Source organism: Ferrovibrio sp. GW821-FHT12E11 (genome assembly GCF_058806975.1).
Genome location: NZ_JBXAQG010000002.1, coordinates 194,623 through 213,826, shown reverse-complemented (window position 1 = coordinate 213,826; position 19,204 = coordinate 194,623). Strand labels below are relative to the sequence as shown.

The window sequence follows — 19,204 nt, the reverse complement described above, 5'->3', positions numbered from 1 at the left end:
TTAAAAGGGAGAAACAGATGCTGTTCGAGCTTTCCGAGGATCAGCGGGCCATACAGGATACCGCACGCCGCTTTGCCACGGATCGGATGCTGCCCAATGCCGCGAAATGGGACGAAAACAAACATTTCCCGGTCGAAGAACTGCGCGAAGCGGCAGCCCTCGGCTTCGGTGGCATCTATGTGCAGGATGATGTCGGTGGCTCCGGACTCAGCCGCCTGGATGCCGCGCTGATTTTTGAGGAACTGGCGGCGGGTTGTACATCCACGGCAGCCTATATCTCGATCCATAACATGGCGGCCTGGATGATCGACCGCTTTGGCGGGGATGAACAGCGGCAGCGGTTCCTGCCTGACCTCTGCAGCATGCAGTCTTTTGCGTCCTATTGCCTGACCGAACCGAATGCCGGCTCGGATGCGGCTGCCCTGCAGACAAAGGCCGTGGACGCCGGCGATCATTATGTGTTGAACGGAACCAAGGCCTTTATTTCGGGCGGGGGGCGTTCGGATATCTATGTCTGCATGGTCCGCACCGGCGAGCCAGGTGCGCGTGGCGTCACCTGCCTGGTGGTGGAAAATGGCACGCCGGGCCTCTCTTTCGGTGCGCAGGAGCGCAAGCTTGGCTGGAACAGTCAGCCAACCGCCATGGTCATTTTCGAAGACTGCAGGGTTCCGAAGTCGAACCGCATCGGTGCCGAAGGCGAGGGATTTCGTATCGCCATGGCCGGACTCGATGGCGGCCGTATCAATATTGGCGCATGTTCACTGGGGGCCGCCAAAGCCTGTCTGAATACGGCGCGCGAGTATGTCGTGAACCGCAAGCAGTTCGGTCATTCGATTGCCAGCTTTCAGGCGACGCAGTTCAAGCTTGCAGATATGGCCACCGATCTGGCGGCCGCCAGGCTGATGATTCGTCATGCTGCAGCTTTGCTGGATGCAAAAAGCCCGGAAGCGACCATGTATTGCGCTATGGCCAAGCGGTTCGCCACCGATGCAGGATTCGCGATCTGCAATGAGGCATTGCAGATGCATGGAGGTTACGGATACCTGAAGGATTATCCTGTGGAACGCTACTTGCGCGATGCCCGCGTCCATCAGATTCTGGAAGGCACAAACGAGATCATGCGTGTGATCGTTTCCCGTGCTCTCCTCTCCGGTTCATTCCACGATTGATTTTAATCTCAAGGCTCCCATGACACAGGATATTCTGTTTGCGGTTCACAACGGCGTTGCCGTCATTACGCTGAACCGTCCCAAAGCCCTGAATGCCCTGACCCATGACATGTGCGTGCCGCTGGAACAGCATCTGCGGGCCTGGGCGAGCGATTCTGCGGTAAAGGCGGTGATCATAAAGGGCGAGGGTGATCGCGCCTTTTGTGCGGGCGGCGATATTCGCAAGCTGGCTGATCGCGGTCCGGAAGGGGCGTCTTACCGCAAGCAGTTCTGGCATGACGAATATCGTTGCAACACTCTGATTGGTGAATATTCGAAACCGTTCATTGCTCTGATCGACGGCATCTTCATGGGCGGCGGTGTCGGCCTTTCGGTTCATGGCAGCCATCGTATCATCAGCGAGCATGCCCATTTCGCCATGCCGGAAACCGGTATCGGTCTGTTCCCCGATGTCGGCGGCACGTATTTCCTGCCGCGCTGTCCGGGCGAACTCGGTCTTTACCTGGGTCTGACAGGTGCACGCTTGAAAGGGGCCGACATTATTACGGCAGGGGTGGCGACGCATTTCGTACCACGCGAGCAAATGGCGGCTCTGGAGCAGGCGCTGATCGCCGCATCCCCGGGTGATCCGTCTGCCGTGGATACTATCGTCGGGCAATTTGCGGGCGATCCGGGTGCTTCACCGCTGGCTGAAATCAAGCCGCAGATTGACCGACTGTTCGCCGGTCATAGCGTGGCTGAAGTCATGATGGCCCTGGAGACGGAAGCATCACCATTCTCCATCGAGCAGGCAGCAACGATCCGTGCCAAGTCACCCACGTCGGTGAAGCTGACCTTTGCGCAGTTGCGTCGCGGCCGGACATTATCCCTGCGCGACTGCATGAAACTGGAATGGCGCATGTGCAACCATGTCGCCCTGGGGCACGACTTCTACGAAGGCGTGCGAGCCGTCATCATTGACAAGGATCACCGCCCGAAATGGCAGCCGGCTAAACTGGAGGATGTCAGTGACGCCGCCATTGATGCCTATTTTGCGCCGGTAGCCGAGGGCGAACTGCAATTTAGTTGAACAATAGAAAATCCAGTGGAGGAACAGATGGCGAGTATCGGTTTTATCGGCGTCGGCAATATGGGCGGGCCGATGGCGCGCAATCTGCTGAAGGCCGGGCATACGGTGAAGGCCTTCGATCTGTCGGCGGAACTGGTGCAGAAGGTTGTCGAGGCCGGCGGCATCAAGGCGTCGAGTGCACAGGACGCCGCCACCGATGTGGATGCCGTGGTCAGCATGCTGCCGGCTGGCAAGCATGTGCTGAGTGTTTACACCGGAGAGAAAGGGATTCTCGCCGTCGCCAGGCCCGGCACCCTGTTCATCGACAGCTCGACTATCGACGTAAGGTCCGCCCGCGAAGCGATTGCCGCTGCTGAAGCGAAAGGCATGCTGATGCTGGATGCGCCGGTTTCGGGTGGGATCGCCGGCGCCGAAAATGCGGCATTGACCTTTATGGTTGGCGGTACCGATGCCGCCTTCGCCAAGGCCAGGCCGATCCTGGAAGCCTTGGGGAAGAAGATTGTTCATGCCGGTGGAGCCGGAAACGGTCAGGTGGCCAAAATCTGCAACAACATGGTGCTGGGCATTACCATGGTTGGCATTTCCGAAGCCTTTGTGATGGCTGAGAAGCTGGGTCTGTCGGCGCAGGCCATGTTCGACATCGTATCCAGTTCGTCGGGCGGATGCTGGGCGTTGGCGAACCATTGTCCCGTACCGGGACCGGTACCGACGTCAGCCGCCAATCGGGACTATAAACCAGGCTTTGCCGCCGAACTGATGCTGAAGGATTTGAAACTGTCGCAGGAAGCGGCGCGCAGCGCCAAGGTGCAGACGCCACTCGGATCCGAAGCCACGGCGCTGTATGCCGAGTATGTCGATTCCGGAAACGGCCCCAGCGATTATTCCGGCATTATTCGGATGATCCGTGATCTGGGGTAAGCGGGGGGATCAGCTTGCCTGCCGTTTCGGCGGGGTGAATTTCGCCTGGCTGCGAAGTTCATTCTTGCTGAGAGCAGTAATAAAATACGCATCAGCGTCTTTACGCTCGAAACGTACCTGCTTCCACTCGATCTCAACCTTGTCTTCGGCGAGTCCCAGCAGCTTGTCGACGCCGATGACCAGGGCAACAACGCGGCCGTCCCGGTCGATAACAAGGTTTTCGACTGTGCCGATGGTCTCGCCGGTTTCGTTGCGGAGCCTGGTGCCAATGGCAACGACCTGATCGCTGCTCAGCCGTGGCATATGCTCTTCAGCGGAGAAATCAGAGTTCTTGGATTTTTCACCGGCGGGAATACCCGGTTCGGCATTCGGGCCAGGCACTGCGGCCCGGGGCTGACGCGAAGCGGGTTCTTCCTGCTTGGGCGCAGGCTGGGCCTGACCGATAACCGGCTGAATGATCAGCAGAGCGGCGATGGCGGCGAGGGTGTAGCGCATCAGCGCCGTTCCGCGGTCACACTGACCGGCATGGCTTTCGGCATGCTGTAGGCGCCACCGGTCTGGCGCAGGTCATCGCTCCAGAGACTTGCGGCCTGATGGCGCGGGGCTGTTTGGAACCATTCGTTGAAGGCGACAAAAGGCAGGGCGGCGATACAGGCGGCGAACAGGATCAGGATGGCTTCACGCATGGTTCTCTCCCTCGGGGAGATGACCGTCCGTCAGTCAGGCGGTCATTCGTAAACCAAACGTTAATTCCGAGATGCGGTTCCCGGCCGGCCCTGCGATATAACTGTGAGAATACTCAGCCCGTAGCAGGCAGAACGGCAGTGGCTTCGATTTCGACTTTGGCGCGGTCTTCCAGCAGGGCAGCCACCTGGACCAGTGTCATAGCCGGATAATGACGGCCCAGAATCTCGCGGTAGACGGCGCCCAGTTCGGCATTGTGGGCCATGTAGTCGCGCTTATCGACCACATACCAGGTCAGACGGACGATATGCTCCGGCCGGGCCCCGGCTTCTGCCAGTACACGAACGATATTGCGCAGAGCCTGGCGGGTCTGATCGACAAGGTCGTCGCTCTCGAACCGGGCGTCGGCCGTCCAGCCGATCTGACCGGCGACAAAAATCGTCGTGCCCTGAGCGGCGATGCCGTTGGCGTAACCTTTGGGCTTGGCCCATTCCGCCGGATTGAGAATCTTCATGCCACGCCTTCGGTGCGTCGGTGGTTTTATTTTATATATAAAATAAATTGCCGGCGCGAGCAAGGGCAGACTTTACGGACAGGAAATTATATTTCCGTAAAGCCGAGGGCGACGCAGCATGATTCGAATGAACAGATGAAAGTTGCATAACTCTTGAGCCGGCTTGCGAAGCGGTGGTAACAACGAGTCATGTCACACGCGACAGGGAGCGGTGGCGGGGAAGACGTAATCGTCGAATTCCGTCGCATCGGGGCGGCACTGCAGGTGATTGCGATTGATCCGGCAACCGGCATGGAAGTGTCCATGGTTGGCGACCCCCGTCTGTCGCAGCATGAACTCGCGCGATTGGCGGCGCAGAAGCTGCGCTACATGCTGAACAAACAGCAGGGCGACAACGGGGGCTAATGGAGTATTTTCTTCAACAGCTGATCAACGGTATCACGCTGGGCGCGGTCTACGCGCTGATTGCCATCGGCTATACGATGGTCTACGGCATCATCGGCATGATCAATTTCGCTCATGGCGAAATTTATATGATCGGTGCTTTCATCGCGGTCATCAGCTTCTCGATCCTCGGCCTTGTGGGAATTACCTGGGTCCCGTTTGCTCTGGTTGTCGTTCTCGTTGTCTCGATGGCCATTACCGGTCTTTACGGCTGGACCGTGGAGCGCATCGCCTACCGGCCACTGCGCGGCTCGTCGCGTCTGGCGCCGCTGATCTCTGCGATCGGCATGTCGATCTTCCTCCAGAATTACGTGCAGATTGCCCAAGGCGCCAAGATCAAGCCCTTGCAGCCCATGGTGCGTGGCGGCATCGAACTGGTGCGCGGCGAAACCTTCTCGGTCACGCTGAGCTATCTGCAGATCATGATCGTGCTGCTGACGCTGGCCCTGATGGCCGGGTTCTCCTGGCTGATTGCCGCCACGCCGCTGGGCCGGGCTCAGCGTGCCTGCGAGCAGGATCGCACCATGGCTGGGTTGCTGGGCGTCAATACCGACCGCACGATTTCCCTGACCTTCGTACTGGGCGCTGTATTGGCGGCTGTCGCCGGCGTGATGGTCTCGCTCTATTACGGCGTCGTCGATTTCTACATTGGCTTCCTGGCCGGATTGAAAGCCTTTACCGCCGCCGTGCTGGGCGGCATCGGCAGCCTGCCTGGTGCCATGCTGGGCGGGTTGCTGATCGGCCTGATCGAGGCCTTCTGGTCCGCGTATTTCAGCATCGAATACAAGGATGTTGCCGTCTTTGGCATTCTGGTCGTGGTGCTGATTTTCCGTCCCACCGGCCTTCTGGGCCGGCCGGAAGTGGAGAAGGTGTGACATGAGCATCGTGGATCGTCTGCGCGATGCTGTGATGGCCGCCTTCGTGGCGGCTGTGCTCGCGCTGCCCCTGGTTGGCTTTGAAACCGTCGATACCGGCGGCCCGCTCGGCATCAAGACTCGGTTCGACTGGATTGCCTATGCCGCCATTGCGGTGTTTATCGGCCGTTTCGGGTTGCGATATGCACTTGACTGGCGTCGACGCTATCGCGAGGAACTGGCGCCAGCAGACGCGGTCACCCGCAAGTCCCTGCTCAGCGACCTTGGCCGCAAAGCCGATAAATGGCTGATGCCGGTGCTGATCGGTTTCGCGGTTATCCTCCCGTTCCTGCCATTTGCCAGCCGCACCGTGGTGGACCTCGCAACTGTGGTGCTGATCTACGTGATGCTGGGCTGGGGCCTGAACATCGTTGTCGGTCTCGCAGGCCTTCTGGACCTTGGCTATGTCGCCTTCTATGCCGTGGGCGCCTATACCTATGCCTTGCTATCGCAGCATTTCGGTTTCAGCTTCTGGACCAGCCTGCCGCTCGCCGGTCTGTTTGCCGCCACCTTCGGTGTTGTGCTTGGATTCCCGGTGCTGCGCCTGCGCGGCGATTATCTGGCGATCGTCACGCTGGGCTTTGGTGAGATCATCCGCATCGTGCTGCTGAACTGGCAGCCAGTCACCGGCGGCCCGAATGGCATCAGCGGCATTCAGCGCCCGTCCTTCTTCGGCATTCCCTTCACCAATTCCCCGCCCGAAGGCGTGAAGGCCTTCCATGAGGTATTCGGGCTCGAATTCGCCTCGGTCCACCGCATCATCTTTCTCTACTACGTGATCCTGGTGCTGGCGCTGATCACCAACCTGTTCACCATGCGCATCCGCAAACTGCCGGTCGGGCGCGCCTGGGAGGCGTTGCGCGAGGATGAGATCGCCTGCAAGGCGCTGGGCATCAACCCGACCAATACCAAACTGACCGCCTTTGCCATCGGCGCCATGTTCGGTGGTTTTGCCGGCAGCTTCTTCGCCACGCGCCAGGGCTTCATCAGCCCGGAAAGTTTTACCTTTATCGAGTCTGCCGTGATCCTGGCCATTGTCGTGCTGGGTGGTATGGGCAGTCAGGCGGGCATTGTCCTGGCGGCGGCTTTCCTGACCTTGCTGCCGGAAATCGCCCGTGAATTCTCGCTGTTCCGCATGCTCGCCTTCGGCGCCGCCATGGTGCTGATCATGGTCTGGCGACCGCAGGGCCTGCTGTCGCATCGTGAACCGACCATCCGTCTGTCCAGGGCGGAGGCAAAGTCATGACCGGGCCGCTCCTGAAGGTCGAGCATCTGACCATGCGCTTTGGCGGTCTGATCGCCGTCAACGATGTGTCTTTCGATGCCAAGCCGGGGGAAATCACAGCGATCATCGGGCCGAACGGCGCCGGCAAGACCACGGTGTTCAATTGCATCGCGGGTTTCTATAAACCCACCATCGGCAGATTGCTGCTGAACAATAATGGCACGCCGTTTCACTTGGAACGCATGCCGGGCAATGACATTGCCGGCAAGGCGCGTGTGGCGCGCACCTTCCAGAATATCCGCCTGTTCCCCAAGATGACGGTGCTGGAAAACCTGATTGTCGCCCAGCACAACAAGCTGATGCGTGCTTCGGGATTCACGCTGCTCGGGCTTGTGGGCTGGCCCGGTTATGCGAAGGCCGAAGCAGCAGCCGTCGATCAGGCGCACTACTGGCTGGACCGCACCAACCTGACGGCCATGGCGGATGAAGAGGCCGGCAGCCTGCCATATGGCGGTCAGCGTCGCCTGGAGATTGCCCGGGCGATGTGTACGGAACCGGTGCTGCTCTGTCTGGACGAACCGGCCGCTGGATTGAACCCGCGGGAGTCGGCAGAGCTGAATGCATTGTTGCGTTTCATCCGCGATGAACACAAATGCGGCGTGCTGCTGATCGAGCATGACATGAGTGTGGTGATGCAGATTTCCGATCATGTCGTGGTGCTGGATTACGGCAAGAAGATCGCGGATGGCTCGCCGGAAGCGGTGCGCAACGATCCGAACGTGATCCGGGCCTATCTGGGCGAACCGGAAGATGATGCGGCATCGGCCAAGGGAGCGGCCTGATGCTGAAAGTCTCTGGCCTGCATACCTATTACGGCGCGGTGCATGCCCTGAAGGGCGTGGATATCGAAGTGGGGAAGGGCGAGATCGTCGCCCTGATCGGCGCCAACGGTGCCGGCAAGTCGACTTTGCTGATGAGCCTCTGTGGCAACCCGAAGCCCCGGCATGGCTCTGTGCTGATGGCCGGCGAAGACATCACGGGCATCGCGACGCATCTGCTGGTTCGGCGTGGTCTGGCGCATGCGCCGGAAGGCCGCCGCATTTTTCCGCGCATGACCGTGCTGGAAAACCTGCGGATGGGTGCCGTTGCCTGCGACCCGACATACTTCAACAGCGATCTCGAGCGCGTCTTCGCATTATTCCCGCGCCTGAAGGAGCGCCGCGAACAACGTGGCGGCACGCTGTCGGGTGGCGAACAGCAGATGCTCGCCATCGGCCGGGCCCTGATGAGCCGGCCGCAACTGCTGTTGCTCGATGAACCCTCGCTCGGCCTGGCGCCACTGGTGGTGAAACAGATTTTCAACATTATCGAAGCCGTCAATCGCGACGGCATGACCGTGTTGCTGGTCGAGCAGAATGCCTATCACGCGCTGAAGCTGGCACACCGTGGTTATGTGCTGGTCAATGGCCGCATCACGATGAGTGGCAGTGGTGCTGACCTATTGGCCAACGAACAGATCCGCGCCGCCTATCTGGAAGGAGGCCACTGATGCTGGCGGCTATCCTGGGCGAGAGTCCCACAGTCTTCTTTGGCCTGACCGGTATCCTGGTGGGCGGTTGCGCCTTCATGATGGGGCAGGCGATCGCCAGCACCTGGCGGTCTTATTGGCAGATTCTGCCCTACAGCCTGATCATGGGGGCGGCGAACCGGTTTTTGGCCTTTGCACTGTTCAAGGAGCAGTTGCTGGCGGTCATTCCCTATCTGGTCGGCATGGCCGTCGTCTGGGCATTGGCAAGCCTGGGATACCGGCTTACCCAGGTTGACCTGATGGTTCACCAGTATCCATGGCTTTACGAGCGTTCCGGCCTGCTCGGATGGCGTGAAAAGCAGGGGACACCCTAGGTTGTTGCCCAGACCCGCCGGACTGATCTAGACTTTCATCCAGCGTTTCAAAACAGGGAGAGGATATCATGCGTAAACTTATGACTGGTTTGGCTGTTGTTGCTGCGGTCGGCATGTTTGCCGGCGCCGCCTCGGCCCAGATCAAGATCGCGCTGAATGGCCCGATCACCGGCCAGCTCGCCAGCTTCGGCGAACAGATGAAGCGCGGCGCCGAGATGGCGGTTGCCGATCTCAACGCCGCCGGTGGCGTCAATGGCCAGAAGATTCAGCTGGTCATCGGCGATGACCAGTGCGACCCGAAACAGGCCGTTGCGGTTGCGAACCGCGCGGCGCAGGAAAAGGTCGCTGTCGTGATCGGCCATTTCTGCTCGGGTTCTTCGATCCCGGCTTCGGATGTCTACAAGGAAGAGGGTATCCTGCAGATCACACCGGCCTCGACCAACCCGACCTTCACCGAGCGCAAGTACACCAACGTCTTCCGCGTCTGCGGCCGCGATGACCAGCAGGGCATCGTCGCTGGCGACTACATCATGGACAAGTTCAAGGGCAAGAAGGTTGCCATCATCCATGACAAGACCGCCTACGGCAAAGGCCTGGCCGACGAGACCAAGAAGCGCCTGAACAGCAAGGGCGTGACCGAAGCCATGTATGAGGCGATCTCGCCCGGCGAAAAGGATTACTCGGCTCTGATCTCGAAGATGAAGCAGGCCGGCGTCGAGCTGATCTATCTCGGTGGCTATCATCCGGAAGGCGGCCTGATCGTGCGCCAGGCCAAGGAGCAGGGCCTGAATGCCCCGCTCATGGGTGGCGACGCCCTGGTCGACAAGCAGTTCTGGGCGATCTCGGGCCCGGCCGGTGAGGGCTCGCTGATGACCTTCGACGCCGATCCGCGCAAGAACCCGGTGGCCAAGCCGCTGGTCGACAAGTTCAAGGCGCAGGGCTACGACCCGGAAGGCTACACTCTGTACACCTATGCTGCCGTGCAGGTCTGGGCCCAGGCGTCCACGACGGCGAAGTCGGTGAAGACGGCTGACGTCGAAAAGGCGATGCGGGCGGGCAAGTTCAGCACCGTGCTGAACGAAATCTCGTTTGACGCCAAGGGCGACACCACCTCGCCGGCCTACAAGGTCTATGTTTGGAAGAACGGCTCCTACGACTACGTGAACTGAGCCTCTTCATTTGAGAGGCAGGAGGGCCCGGCGTGCGAGCGCCGGGCCTTCTTTTTTGCCGGAAATTCAGCATTTGTTCTTGTTTGTGCCGACCTAATCCCGCCGGCAGCTTAAGCATTTCCCTTGGTGGTAGGGTTGGCACCAGCCACCGGATATTGTAGGGTCCGGCCCGTCTTCCCCGAGGTGTGCTGCCCATGTCCAAGCCCACGGTCGCTCTTGCCGCCGATCATGCCGGTTTTGAATTGAAAAACCTGCTGCGCGATGAGCTTAAGGCCCAGGGTTATAGTGTGCTCGACCTCGGCACCAATTCTTCCGACAGTGTCGATTATCCCGATTTCGGCCGTAAGCTGGGCGAGACCGTCGCCGGGGGGCAGGCCCAGTTCGGGGTTGCCGTCTGTGGCAGTGGTATCGGCATCTCGATTGCAGCCAACCGTATTCCCGGCTGTCGTGCGGCCCTGTGCAGCGACAGCCTGATGGCGCGCCTGTCGCGCCAGCACAATGACGCGAATGTTCTGGCGCTCGGCGCCCGCCTCATCGGCCCCGATACGGCGCGCGATTGCCTGAAAGCGTTTCTTGAGACCGGCTTCGAAGGTGGCCGGCACCAGCGCCGCGTCGACAAGCTCGGTACCGCTGCCTAATCCCATTCAGACGCCCAGAAATCCGGAGTAAGCCGATGTCCAGCACCGCCGCCAAGCCCACCGTCACCCATGCCGGCTTTTTCCAGCGCAGCCTGCAGGAGGCCGATCCGGCTCTCTACAAGTCGGTGACTGACGAGCTTGAGCGCCAGCAGACACAGATCGAGCTGATTGCCTCGGAGAACATTGTCAGCCGTGCGGTGCTCGAAGCGCAGGGCTCGGTGATGACCAACAAGTATGCCGAGGGTTATCCGGGCAAGCGTTATTACAACGGCTGCGAATTCGTCGATGTTGCCGAGACCTTGGCCATCGAGCGTGCCAAGCAGCTGTTCGGCTGCAACTTCGCCAATGTGCAGCCGCATTCTGGCGCGCAGGCGAACCAGGCCGTGTTCATGGCCGTGCTGAAGCCAGGCGACACCTTCATGGGTCTCGACCTCGCCGCCGGCGGCCATCTCACCCACGGCGCCGCGGCCAACCAGTCCGGCAAGTGGTTCAACGTGGTCAGCTATACCGTGCGCAAGGAAGACCAGCGCATCGACATGGACCAGGTGGCCAGGCTGGCGCAGGAGCACAAGCCGAAGCTGATCATCGCCGGCGGCTCGGCCTATCCGCGCTTCTGGGACTTTGCCCGTTTCCGCGAAATCGCCGACAGCATCGGCGCGCTGTTCATGGTCGACATGGCGCATTTCGCCGGCCTGGTCGCGGGTGGCACGCATCCGAACCCGTTCCCGCATGCGCATTTCGCCACCACCACCACGCACAAGACCCTGCGTGGTCCGCGCGGTGGCATGGTGCTGACCAATGACGAGGCGCTGGCCAAGAAGATCAACTCGGCCGTTTTCCCCGGCCTGCAGGGTGGCCCGCTGATGCATGTGATCGCCGCCAAGGCCGTGGCTTTCGGCGAAGCGCTGACCCCGGAGTTCAAGTCCTATGCCCAGGCTGTGGTCGATAACGCCAAGGCGATGGCGTCGGCGCTGCAGGAGCGCGGTTACGACCTCGTGTCCGGCGGCACCGATAATCACCTGATGCTGATCGACCTGCGGTCGAAGGGCCTGAAGGGCAATGTCTGCGTCGAAAGTCTGGAGCGCGCCCGGATCACCACCAACAAGAACGGCGTACCGTTCGACACCGAGAAGCCGACGGTGACGTCGGGTATCCGCGTGGGCAGCCCGGCTGGCACCACGCGTGGCTTCGGTGTGGCCGAATTTCGCCAGATCGGCAACCTGATTGCCGATGTGCTGGATGGCCTTGCCAAGCAAACCAATGATAATTCCGATGTGGAAAAGGCTGTGGCTGAGAAGGTGGCGGCGCTCTGCACCCGCTTCCCGATCTACTGATCAAGCCAGTTTAGGGCGGGGGAAACCGAACAATGCGTTGTCCGTTTTGCGGCAATGACGACACCCAGGTGAAGGACTCACGACCGACCGAAGACAATTCGGCGATCCGTCGTCGTCGCTTCTGCCCGAATTGCGGTGCGCGTTTCACGACATTCGAACGCATTCAGTTGCGTGAGCTGACTGTGATCAAGAAGAACGGCCTGAAGGCGCCGTTTGACCGTGACAAGCTTGCTCGCTCGATCATGATCGCCACCCGCAAGCGGCCGATCGATCCCGATCGCATCGAGCGTTTGATCAACGGCATTGTCCGTCGACTGGAAAGCTCGGGAGAGACCGAGATCAAGTCGGACATGATCGGCGAGCTGGTGATGGACGGCCTGGCGGCACTGGACAAGGTCGCCTATGTCCGCTTCGCCTCGGTCTATCGTAACTTCCGCGAAGCCAAGGATTTCGAGGAATTCATCGGATCGCTCGCCGGACCGGGCAGCGACGATGACTGACAGGGCTGCCGCCGCCCGCGACGAGCGCTACATGCGCATCGCGCTGGGGCTGGCGGCGCGCGGGCTGGGCAATACCTGGCCCAATCCTGCGGTCGGCTGTGTTTTGGTGAAGGATGGCCGCATCGTCGGACGCGGCTGGACGCAGGTTGGCGGCCGACCTCATGCTGAAACTCAGGCTCTGTTGCAGGCCGGAGACGCGGCGCGCGGTGCCACCGCTTACGTCACGCTTGAACCCTGCAGCCATCATGGTCGCACGCCACCCTGTGCCGATGCATTGTCCGCTGCCGGAATTGTGCGCTGCGTCGCTGCGCTGGAAGACCCCGACAGTCGCGTTGCCGGCCGCGGGATTGCCGCCCTGCGCGAGGCCGGAGTCCAGGTCGATCTCGGCTGTCTTGCCGAGGCCGCGTCAGATCTCAATGCCGGTTTCCTGATCCATCGCGAGCGCGGCCGGCCGGCCGTGACCCTGAAGCTGGCGGTCAGTCTGGATGGACGGATTGGCACGCATAGCGGCGACAGCAAATGGATCACCAGTCCGGTGGCGCGCATGCGCGCGCATCTGCTGCGGGCGCAGCACGATGCCATTATGGTCGGCAGTAATACCGCCCTGCAGGATGATCCGGATCTGACCTGCCGGCTGCCGGGCCTGCCCAGGCGCCCTGGTATTCGTGTCATCCTGGATGGCCGGTTGCGGCTCAGCCTGACCGCCAAGGTGGTGACGACGGCAAAGCAGGTGCCGACCTGGATCGTGACCCGTGAGGATGCCGATCCGACCCGTCGCGAAGCGTTTGAGGATTGCGGTGTGGACGTCTTGGCCGTCCCGGCCGACAGCGCCGGTTTTCCCGATCTGACGCCGGCCCTGACCATGCTGGGCGAGCGCGGGATTACCCGCATCCTGGTCGAAGGCGGCGGCAAGCTGGCTGCCAGCCTGATCCGGGCCGATCTGGTCGACCGTATGATCTGGTTCCGGGCCCCCAGCGTGATTGGCGGGGACGGATTGCCGGCGATTGCCGGTTTCGGCATCGATACCGTAGCGGAAGCGCCACGCTGGCAGCGGGTCCGGGCCGATATTCTGGGTGACGACCTGCTGGAAACCTTCGTCCGCCCCAACTAAAACAGGGTCATGTTTACTGGCATCATCACCGATATCGGCACCGTCATCGCCCGCGAAACCCGCGGCGATACCCATTTCCGCATCCGCACCGTCTACGACACCGGCACGATCGCCATCGGGGCCTCGATTGCCTGCGCCGGTGTCTGCCTGACCGTGGTTCAGAAGGCAGCCGACTGGTTCGCCGTGGATGTCTCGGCCGAAACCCTGTCGCGCACCACGCTTGGCAACTGGCGCGATGGTGCGCCGGTAAATCTGGAACGCAGCCTGAAAGTCGGTGACGAACTGGGCGGCCACATCGTTTCGGGCCATATCGACGGTGTTGGCGATGTCACGTCAGTTCGGCCGGAAGGCGAATCCCTGCGCATCGATTTTCGGGCGCCGGATGGCCTGGCCGGCTTCATCGCCGAGAAGGGTTCTATCACCATCGACGGCGCCTCGCTGACCGTAAATGGCGTCGAAGGGGCAGTCTTCGGCGTGAACCTGATCCCGCATACCCAGCAGGTCACCACGCTTGGCAAGCTGAAAGCCGGCGACAAGGTCAATCTGGAAATCGATGTGCTGGCGCGCTACGTGGCGCGACTGCAGCAATGGGGTAAGGCGTCGTGAACAGCATGGACGATATCAAGCGCTATATCACCTCTTCGGAAGACATCATTGAAGAGGCCCGCCAGGGCCGCATGGTGATCCTGGTCGATGAGGAGGATCGCGAGAACGAAGGCGATCTTTATATCCCCGCAGAAATGGCCGATGCCGCCGCCATCAACTTCATGGCCAAATACGGCCGGGGCCTGATCTGCCTGACTCTGACCCGCCAGCGCATCGAACAGCTGGGTCTGCCGCTGATGGCGCAGAACAATGCCTCGCGACATCAGACGGCCTTCACGGTTTCTATTGAAGCGCGCGAGGGCGTCACCACCGGCATCTCGGCGGCTGACCGTGCGCAGACCATCGCGGTTGCCATTGATCCCGGCAAGGGCCCCCAGGATATCGCTGTGCCGGGGCACATCTTCCCGCTGATGGCGCGGGATGGCGGTACGCTGGTGCGCGCCGGCCATACCGAAGCCGGCGTCGATATCGCCCGGCTGGCCGGCCTCAATCCCTCGGGCGTGATCTGCGAGATCATGAATGACGACGGCACCATGGCGCGCTTGCCGGATCTGGTCTCGTTCGCCCAGCACCACAATCTGAAGATCGGGACCATCGCCGATCTGATCGCCTATCGTCGCCGCCATGACAACCTGATCCAGAAGGTGGTCGAGGGCGAGATCGACAGCGTCTGGGGCGGCAAGTTCCGCATGCTGGTCTATCGCAACCGGGTGGAATATGCCGAGCATATTGCCCTGGTGAAAGGCGATGTCAGCGATGGCAAGCCGGTCCTCGTGCGCATGCATGCCATGAATGTGCTGGAAGACGTGCTTGGCGATCATGGTGCCCGCTCGGGGCTGCTGCATGGCGCCATGCAGATGATCGGCGAGGCGGATCGTGGTGTGGTGGTGCTGATCCGCGAACCCCGGCCGACGGCTCTGTCCGACAAGGTTCGCCAGAAGATGGGGGAAGCAGTTGAAAATTCAGCGCAACTCCGGGATTATGGCATCGGGGCACAGATCCTGATCGATCTGGGGGTGAAAGACATGATCGTTCTATCCAATACGGAACGCACCATTGTCGGACTGGAAGGTTACGGCCTCTCGGTTGTCGAAACCCGCCGCATCAAGACTGGCAGGGAGATCTGAATATGGTGGCGCGTAAGCCGGCTGCGAAAAAGGCAGTGAAGAAGAAGTCTGCCAAGACGCAGACCTTCTCGAAGAGCAAGACCCAGATGATGGGGGACCTGACGCTTGAAATCCGCAAGCCGCGGGTTTTGATCGTCGAGGCGCGCTTCTATGAGGATATTGCCGATGCCCTGTTCGAGGGCGCCAAGGCAATCATCGAGGCCTCTGATTTCGAATACGACCGGATCGATGTCCCGGGTGCACTGGAACTGCCGGCAGCGATCCGCTTCGCCATGAACCGCAAGGGCGAACGCGCCTATGACGGTTACGTGGCGCTGGGCTGCGTCATCCGTGGCGAGACCGCGCATTTCGACGTGGTCGTCAATGAAAGCGCCCGGGGCCTGCAGCAGCTCGCCATCGAGCATCAGCTCTGCATCGGCAATGGCATCATCACGGTTGAAAACGAAGAGCAGGCCTGGGATCGCGCCCGCAAGGACCGTCAGGACAAGGGTGGCCAGGCCGCTCTGGCGGCGGTCGCCATGATCGGCCTGAAGCAGCTGTTCTCGGTATGAGCGAGGGCGGGCAGCGCCGGGGAACACGCAACGACCGACCTGCCGGCCGCCGGTCGGTCGCGCGACTGTTCGCGGTGCAGGCCCTCTACGAGATCGAGTTCGGCGGCGGCAATCCGGAAGCGGTGATCGTCGACTTCAAAACGCATCGCCAGTCCGAAGAGATCGAAGGCGTGCAGATGCGCGAGGCGGATGCCGACTGGTTTTCCGAAATCGTGCGTGGCGTATCGCGGCGCGGCGATGAAATCGATGGCATTATCAAGGACGCCATGCCGCGCGCCGATGCTCTCGACCGCATGGAAGCCATTCTGCGCGATGCGCTGCGCTGTGCGGCCTATGAAATTCTGGCGCGTATCGATGTTCCTGCTGCCACCGTGATCGACGAGTATATCGGTATCGTGCGCGCCTTCTTCGGTCCACGCGAGATCAAGCTGGCCAACGGCGTGATCGATGCCGTGGCGCGCAAACTGCGCCCCGGCGAATTCCCGGCCTGAGGCGAGCATGGCCGGGCCGGGCCTCGGCGAATTCGATCTGATTGCCCGATATCTGGCACCCCTGAGCCGTGGCGCCGCCGGTAGCTTCAACCTGACAGATGATGCCGCGACGATCGCCGTGCCCAAAGGTGCGGAATTGGTCGTGACCAGCGACGCCATGGTCGAAGGCATTCATTTTCTGGCCCGGGACGGGGCCGAACGGATCGCGCGCAAGCTGCTGCGGGTAAACCTCTCCGATCTGGCCGCCAAGGGAGCTGTCCCGCTCGGGTATCAGCTGGTGCTGGGACTGCCAGCTGTGGACGAGGCCTGGCTGTCCTCCTTCGTTGCCGGCCTCGCGCAAGAGCAGAAGATGTTCGACATCGTGCTGCATGGCGGCGACACCGTACGCAGTCCCGGCGGCATCCTGCTGAGCGTGACGGCTTTCGGACATCTGCCGGCTGGCAGCATGATCCGCCGTGGCGGCGCGCAGGCCGGCGATGATCTGTATGTCACGGGCAGCATTGGCGATGCCGCGCTCGGCCTGGAAGTGAAGCTGAATCACCGACTGTTTTCATCCGCCGCAATGATGGTGTTCGATTCCCGTCTGCATCTGCCGGCACCGCGCGTCGCTTTCGGCCAGAGCATGCGCGGTGTGGTGCATGCTGCCATGGATGTCTCCGACGGCCTTGTGCAGGATACCGGCCATATTGCCGCGGCCAGCGGTCTGCAGGCGGTGATTGAGGCCGCTGCGGTGCCGTTGTCGCTGGCGACGAAGCAGGCGGTGCTGGACGACCCCGACCTGCTGTCGGTGGTGCTGACGGGTGGCGACGACTATGAATTGCTGTTTACGGCGCCGCCGGCCCGCGCAGATCAGATTCGCAGCCTGTCCCGGGCAGCCGGACTGGCGGTTACCCGTATCGGCTCCATGACGGCCGGGGCAGGGGTGACGGTGCTGGGCCCGGATGGGCAGCCGCTGACGCTCGCTCAAGGCGGCTTCCAGCATTTCGGGACTGGGGTAGACTAGACGGGGATTCGACTGGAAGGCGACATTTGCGCAAGGTTGCTCTGATTGTTATTGCCGTCGTGGTGCTGCTGACTCTGGCTGGCGGCGGCGCGGCCGTTTATTTCATGGTGCTGGCGCCAAAGCCGCAGCAGGAGGCGACCGCCGATCCGAACGATCCGCCGCCACCGGCGCCGGTCAAGCGCCCGGCCTTCATTCCCCTGGAGCCGTTCAGCGTCTATGTGCATCCCGAAGGCCAGAAGCCGCGCGAGATCATGGTGATCCTGCATCTGGAGGTGCCGCCGGATAATGTGCCGCTGGTCAATGACAGGATGCACCTGCTGCGGGATCGCTATATCCGCGAACTGCTGAAAGGCGATCCGGTCGAGGTGCCGTCACGGTTCACGGCCAAGGACCTGTTCGATATCCGCGACCGCCTGCGCACGCCGACAGAAGAAGTTTTTGGCAAGGGCGTGGTGACGCAGGTCCTGCTTCTGAATATTATTGGCCAGCTGAAATAAGTAGAATCGGCCCGTCCGCCTCCTCATGAACACTCTCTCGCCGGCCGCTGCCAAGCGGAACGTCTTCATTCTTGCCGCCTGTATGGCTCTGGCCAATTCGGCTGTGACGCTGCAGGTCACGCTGGGCGGGCTGGTCGGCCATATGCTGGTCGAAGACAAGGCGCTGGCCACCCTGCCTGTCACCTTCGTGGTGGGCGGCACGGCAGCAGCCACCATTCCGGCTTCGCTGCTGATGCGTCGGATCGGGCGCCGGCAGGGCTTCATGATCGGCTGTCTGATCGGCATCATTGGCTCGCTGATCGCAGCCTATGGCCTCTATTCGGCCCATTTTTGGACCTTCTGCCTGGGCACCTTTATTTTCGGCGGGTCCAGCGCCTTTGTGCAGCTGTATCGTTTCGCCGCCGCCGATATCGCGCCGCAGGCGATGAAAAGCCGGGCGATATCCTGGGTCATGGTCGGCGGCCTGGTGGCGGCATTCCTGGGGCCCGAGATCGCCAAGCACACCCGCGAATTGCTCTCGCCACATCTGTTTCTCGCTTCGTATCTGGCCGCGGCCATTCTGCCGGTCTTCGTTCTCGCCATCCTGACGACGGTGAATATCCCGGCGCCGACCGTGAACGAGATCCGGGAAGAGGGGCGCCCGCTGGCCGAAATCATACGTCAGCCGACCTTTGTGGTGGCGGCCCTGGCCGGCATGTTCGGCTATGGCGTGATGAACCTGCTGATGACCGCAACACCGCTGGCCATGCAGATTTGCGCGCATCCCTTCGCCGCGGCGGCCACCGTGATCCAGTGGCATGTCTTCGGCATGTTTTTCCCCAGTTTCTTCACCGGCAATCTGATCGCCCGCTTCGGCGCCCTGCGGATCATCATCGCCGGCGCCGTGCTCAATGTGATCTGCATCGCCATCGCTCTCAGCGGCATTGAGGTCCTGCATTTCCAGCTGGCCCTGCTGCTGCTCGGGGTGGGCTGGAATTTCATGTATATCGGTGGCACCGCCCTGCTGACCGAGGTCTACCGTCCGGCCGAGCGCAACAAGACCCAGGCGCTCAACGACTTCCTGGTCTTCGGTACGGTCGCCCTGGCCTCCTTGGGGTCGGGCAAACTGCTGTATCACTGGGGCTGGGACTTCGTGCCCCTGTCGGCCCTGCCGTTCGTTCTGATGGCCGCCCTGGCCGCCATCTGGCTGATGCTGCAGAAGCGCCGCGCCAGCCTGCCGGCATAACCTGCGGAAACATATGTCTTATTGCGCCTTAAGCGCTTCTCTGGCATAACGAATCCGGTCTGCCCCGTCACGAGTCTGGGGCCAATAATGGTAGCAGTCGCAGTACCCCGTCG

24 protein-coding genes are annotated in these 19,204 nt (G+C 61.4%); 21 read left to right on the top strand and 3 right to left on the bottom strand.

The features are described from left to right. Positions 1-17 precede the first annotated feature (17 nt). Genes AC1ROT_RS21170 through mmsB form a run of 3 tightly spaced genes read left to right on the top strand, consistent with a single transcriptional unit; the run spans position 18 to position 3,156 of the window. Positions 18-1,169: an isobutyryl-CoA dehydrogenase gene (locus AC1ROT_RS21170; protein WP_493001485.1), complete on the top strand. Its 1,152-nt coding sequence runs from the start codon at positions 18-20 to the stop codon at positions 1,167-1,169. Positions 1,170-1,188: 19 nt separating this feature from the next. Beyond that, positions 1,189-2,238, top strand: coding sequence for an enoyl-CoA hydratase/isomerase family protein (locus tag AC1ROT_RS21165; protein WP_493001483.1), 1,050 nt, complete (start codon positions 1,189-1,191; stop codon positions 2,236-2,238). 27 nt (positions 2,239-2,265) lie between these two features. Beyond that, positions 2,266-3,156: a 3-hydroxyisobutyrate dehydrogenase gene (gene mmsB / locus AC1ROT_RS21160; RefSeq protein WP_493001482.1), complete on the top strand. Its 891-nt coding sequence runs from the start codon at positions 2,266-2,268 to the stop codon at positions 3,154-3,156. A 9-nt stretch (positions 3,157-3,165) separates the two neighbouring features. Here mmsB and AC1ROT_RS21155 read toward each other — a convergent pair whose 3' ends face one another. From AC1ROT_RS21155 to AC1ROT_RS21145, 3 genes are all read right to left on the bottom strand, one after another. Next, complete coding sequence (locus tag AC1ROT_RS21155) at positions 3,166-3,651, bottom strand: PRC-barrel domain-containing protein (RefSeq protein WP_493001480.1); 486 nt, start codon at positions 3,649-3,651, stop codon at positions 3,166-3,168. Next, entirely contained in the window at positions 3,651-3,842 is a 192-nt protein-coding gene (locus tag AC1ROT_RS21150; protein WP_492973048.1) for a hypothetical protein, read from the bottom strand. Before AC1ROT_RS21150 ends, AC1ROT_RS21155 begins: the two co-directional genes overlap by 1 nt. A gap of 113 nt (positions 3,843-3,955) precedes the next feature. Continuing rightward, on the bottom strand, positions 3,956-4,354 hold the full coding sequence (locus AC1ROT_RS21145) for a RidA family protein (RefSeq protein WP_493001478.1): 399 nt from the start codon (positions 4,352-4,354) through the stop codon (positions 3,956-3,958). 189 nt (positions 4,355-4,543) lie between these two features. Here AC1ROT_RS21145 and AC1ROT_RS21140 point away from each other — a divergent pair, with 189 nt between their 5' ends. From AC1ROT_RS21140 to AC1ROT_RS21055, 18 genes are all read left to right on the top strand, one after another. Next, on the top strand, positions 4,544-4,759 hold the full coding sequence (locus AC1ROT_RS21140; RefSeq protein ID WP_492973045.1) for a DUF6898 family protein: 216 nt from the start codon (positions 4,544-4,546) through the stop codon (positions 4,757-4,759). Continuing rightward, positions 4,759-5,673: an ABC transporter permease subunit gene (locus AC1ROT_RS21135; RefSeq protein WP_492973044.1), complete on the top strand. Its 915-nt coding sequence runs from the start codon at positions 4,759-4,761 to the stop codon at positions 5,671-5,673. Before AC1ROT_RS21140 ends, AC1ROT_RS21135 begins: the two co-directional genes overlap by 1 nt. Before the next feature lies 1 nt (position 5,674). Then, complete coding sequence (livM, locus tag AC1ROT_RS21130) at positions 5,675-6,958, top strand: high-affinity branched-chain amino acid ABC transporter permease LivM (RefSeq protein ID WP_493001476.1); 1,284 nt, start codon at positions 5,675-5,677, stop codon at positions 6,956-6,958. Continuing rightward, positions 6,955-7,779 (top strand): ABC transporter ATP-binding protein, encoded by an 825-nt coding sequence (locus AC1ROT_RS21125; protein WP_493001474.1) that lies wholly within the window; start codon positions 6,955-6,957, stop codon positions 7,777-7,779. The genes livM and AC1ROT_RS21125 overlap by 4 nt, the downstream gene beginning before the upstream one ends. Then, positions 7,779-8,486 carry an ABC transporter ATP-binding protein gene (locus AC1ROT_RS21120; RefSeq protein ID WP_492973041.1) on the top strand — a complete coding sequence of 236 codons (708 nt, stop codon included), beginning with the start codon at positions 7,779-7,781 and terminating at the stop codon, positions 8,484-8,486. The genes AC1ROT_RS21125 and AC1ROT_RS21120 overlap by 1 nt, the downstream gene beginning before the upstream one ends. Then, positions 8,486-8,839, top strand: coding sequence for a DUF6867 family protein (locus tag AC1ROT_RS21115; RefSeq protein ID WP_493001472.1), 354 nt, complete (start codon positions 8,486-8,488; stop codon positions 8,837-8,839). Before AC1ROT_RS21120 ends, AC1ROT_RS21115 begins: the two co-directional genes overlap by 1 nt. 68 nt (positions 8,840-8,907) lie before the next feature. Then, positions 8,908-10,008: a branched-chain amino acid ABC transporter substrate-binding protein gene (locus AC1ROT_RS21110; RefSeq protein ID WP_492973039.1), complete on the top strand. Its 1,101-nt coding sequence runs from the start codon at positions 8,908-8,910 to the stop codon at positions 10,006-10,008. A gap of 194 nt (positions 10,009-10,202) precedes the next feature. After that, positions 10,203-10,646, top strand: coding sequence for a ribose 5-phosphate isomerase B (rpiB, locus tag AC1ROT_RS21105; protein WP_493001470.1), 444 nt, complete (start codon positions 10,203-10,205; stop codon positions 10,644-10,646). 35 nt (positions 10,647-10,681) lie between these two features. Further along, entirely contained in the window at positions 10,682-11,980 is a 1,299-nt protein-coding gene (gene glyA / locus AC1ROT_RS21100; RefSeq protein ID WP_493001468.1) for a serine hydroxymethyltransferase, read from the top strand. Positions 11,981-12,012: 32 nt separating this feature from the next. Then, on the top strand, positions 12,013-12,480 hold the full coding sequence (gene nrdR, locus AC1ROT_RS21095; protein WP_492973036.1) for a transcriptional regulator NrdR: 468 nt from the start codon (positions 12,013-12,015) through the stop codon (positions 12,478-12,480). Continuing rightward, the gene (ribD, locus tag AC1ROT_RS21090) at positions 12,473-13,591 is read left to right on the top strand and encodes a bifunctional diaminohydroxyphosphoribosylaminopyrimidine deaminase/5-amino-6-(5-phosphoribosylamino)uracil reductase RibD (RefSeq protein ID WP_493001466.1); all 1,119 of its coding nucleotides are present in this window, start codon (positions 12,473-12,475) and stop codon (positions 13,589-13,591) included. Before nrdR ends, ribD begins: the two co-directional genes overlap by 8 nt. Before the next feature lie 9 nt (positions 13,592-13,600). Then, a complete protein-coding gene (locus AC1ROT_RS21085; protein WP_492973034.1) occupies positions 13,601-14,197 on the top strand; it encodes a riboflavin synthase in 597 nt (198 codons plus the stop codon). Positions 14,198-14,202: 5 nt separating this feature from the next. Continuing rightward, positions 14,203-15,324: a 3,4-dihydroxy-2-butanone-4-phosphate synthase gene (gene ribB, locus AC1ROT_RS21080; RefSeq protein ID WP_493001464.1), complete on the top strand. Its 1,122-nt coding sequence runs from the start codon at positions 14,203-14,205 to the stop codon at positions 15,322-15,324. Positions 15,325-15,326: 2 nt separating this feature from the next. Further along, a complete protein-coding gene (locus tag AC1ROT_RS21075) occupies positions 15,327-15,875 on the top strand; it encodes a 6,7-dimethyl-8-ribityllumazine synthase (RefSeq protein WP_492973032.1) in 549 nt (182 codons plus the stop codon). Continuing rightward, entirely contained in the window at positions 15,872-16,366 is a 495-nt protein-coding gene (gene nusB, locus AC1ROT_RS21070) for a transcription antitermination factor NusB (protein WP_492973031.1), read from the top strand. Before AC1ROT_RS21075 ends, nusB begins: the two co-directional genes overlap by 4 nt. Positions 16,367-16,373: 7 nt before the next feature. Further along, positions 16,374-17,369, top strand: a complete 996-nt coding sequence (thiL, locus tag AC1ROT_RS21065) for a thiamine-phosphate kinase (protein ID WP_493001462.1) — start codon at positions 16,374-16,376, stop codon at positions 17,367-17,369. Between the two features lie 26 nt (positions 17,370-17,395). Continuing rightward, positions 17,396-17,866 carry a hypothetical protein gene (locus tag AC1ROT_RS21060; RefSeq protein ID WP_493001461.1) on the top strand — a complete coding sequence of 157 codons (471 nt, stop codon included), beginning with the start codon at positions 17,396-17,398 and terminating at the stop codon, positions 17,864-17,866. A gap of 25 nt (positions 17,867-17,891) precedes the next feature. Next, positions 17,892-19,091, top strand: a complete 1,200-nt coding sequence (locus tag AC1ROT_RS21055) for an MFS transporter (protein ID WP_493001459.1) — start codon at positions 17,892-17,894, stop codon at positions 19,089-19,091. Positions 19,092-19,204: the final 113 nt, after the last annotated feature.

Bases quoted from the DNA above. Each gene is read 5' to 3' on its own strand.
- AC1ROT_RS21170 (WP_493001485.1), top strand. From the start codon at position 18: ATGCTGTTCGAGCTTTCCGAGGATCAGCGGGCCATACAGGATACCGCA.
- AC1ROT_RS21165 (WP_493001483.1), top strand. From the start codon at position 1,189: ATGACACAGGATATTCTGTTTGCGGTTCACAACGGCGTTGCCGTCATT.
- mmsB (WP_493001482.1), top strand. From the start codon at position 2,266: ATGGCGAGTATCGGTTTTATCGGCGTCGGCAATATGGGCGGGCCGATG.
- AC1ROT_RS21155 (WP_493001480.1), bottom strand. From the start codon at position 3,651: ATGCGCTACACCCTCGCCGCCATCGCCGCTCTGCTGATCATTCAGCCG.
- AC1ROT_RS21150 (WP_492973048.1), bottom strand. From the start codon at position 3,842: ATGCGTGAAGCCATCCTGATCCTGTTCGCCGCCTGTATCGCCGCCCTG.
- AC1ROT_RS21145 (WP_493001478.1), bottom strand. From the start codon at position 4,354: ATGAAGATTCTCAATCCGGCGGAATGGGCCAAGCCCAAAGGTTACGCC.
- AC1ROT_RS21140 (WP_492973045.1), top strand. From the start codon at position 4,544: ATGTCACACGCGACAGGGAGCGGTGGCGGGGAAGACGTAATCGTCGAA.
- AC1ROT_RS21135 (WP_492973044.1), top strand. From the start codon at position 4,759: ATGGAGTATTTTCTTCAACAGCTGATCAACGGTATCACGCTGGGCGCG.
- livM (WP_493001476.1), top strand. From the start codon at position 5,675: ATGAGCATCGTGGATCGTCTGCGCGATGCTGTGATGGCCGCCTTCGTG.
- AC1ROT_RS21125 (WP_493001474.1), top strand. From the start codon at position 6,955: ATGACCGGGCCGCTCCTGAAGGTCGAGCATCTGACCATGCGCTTTGGC.
- AC1ROT_RS21120 (WP_492973041.1), top strand. From the start codon at position 7,779: ATGCTGAAAGTCTCTGGCCTGCATACCTATTACGGCGCGGTGCATGCC.
- AC1ROT_RS21115 (WP_493001472.1), top strand. From the start codon at position 8,486: ATGCTGGCGGCTATCCTGGGCGAGAGTCCCACAGTCTTCTTTGGCCTG.
- AC1ROT_RS21110 (WP_492973039.1), top strand. From the start codon at position 8,908: ATGCGTAAACTTATGACTGGTTTGGCTGTTGTTGCTGCGGTCGGCATG.
- rpiB (WP_493001470.1), top strand. From the start codon at position 10,203: ATGTCCAAGCCCACGGTCGCTCTTGCCGCCGATCATGCCGGTTTTGAA.
- glyA (WP_493001468.1), top strand. From the start codon at position 10,682: ATGTCCAGCACCGCCGCCAAGCCCACCGTCACCCATGCCGGCTTTTTC.
- nrdR (WP_492973036.1), top strand. From the start codon at position 12,013: ATGCGTTGTCCGTTTTGCGGCAATGACGACACCCAGGTGAAGGACTCA.
- ribD (WP_493001466.1), top strand. From the start codon at position 12,473: ATGACTGACAGGGCTGCCGCCGCCCGCGACGAGCGCTACATGCGCATC.
- AC1ROT_RS21085 (WP_492973034.1), top strand. From the start codon at position 13,601: ATGTTTACTGGCATCATCACCGATATCGGCACCGTCATCGCCCGCGAA.
- ribB (WP_493001464.1), top strand. From the start codon at position 14,203: ATGGACGATATCAAGCGCTATATCACCTCTTCGGAAGACATCATTGAA.
- AC1ROT_RS21075 (WP_492973032.1), top strand. From the start codon at position 15,327: ATGGTGGCGCGTAAGCCGGCTGCGAAAAAGGCAGTGAAGAAGAAGTCT.
- nusB (WP_492973031.1), top strand. From the start codon at position 15,872: ATGAGCGAGGGCGGGCAGCGCCGGGGAACACGCAACGACCGACCTGCC.
- thiL (WP_493001462.1), top strand. From the start codon at position 16,374: ATGGCCGGGCCGGGCCTCGGCGAATTCGATCTGATTGCCCGATATCTG.
- AC1ROT_RS21055 (WP_493001459.1), top strand. From the start codon at position 17,892: ATGAACACTCTCTCGCCGGCCGCTGCCAAGCGGAACGTCTTCATTCTT.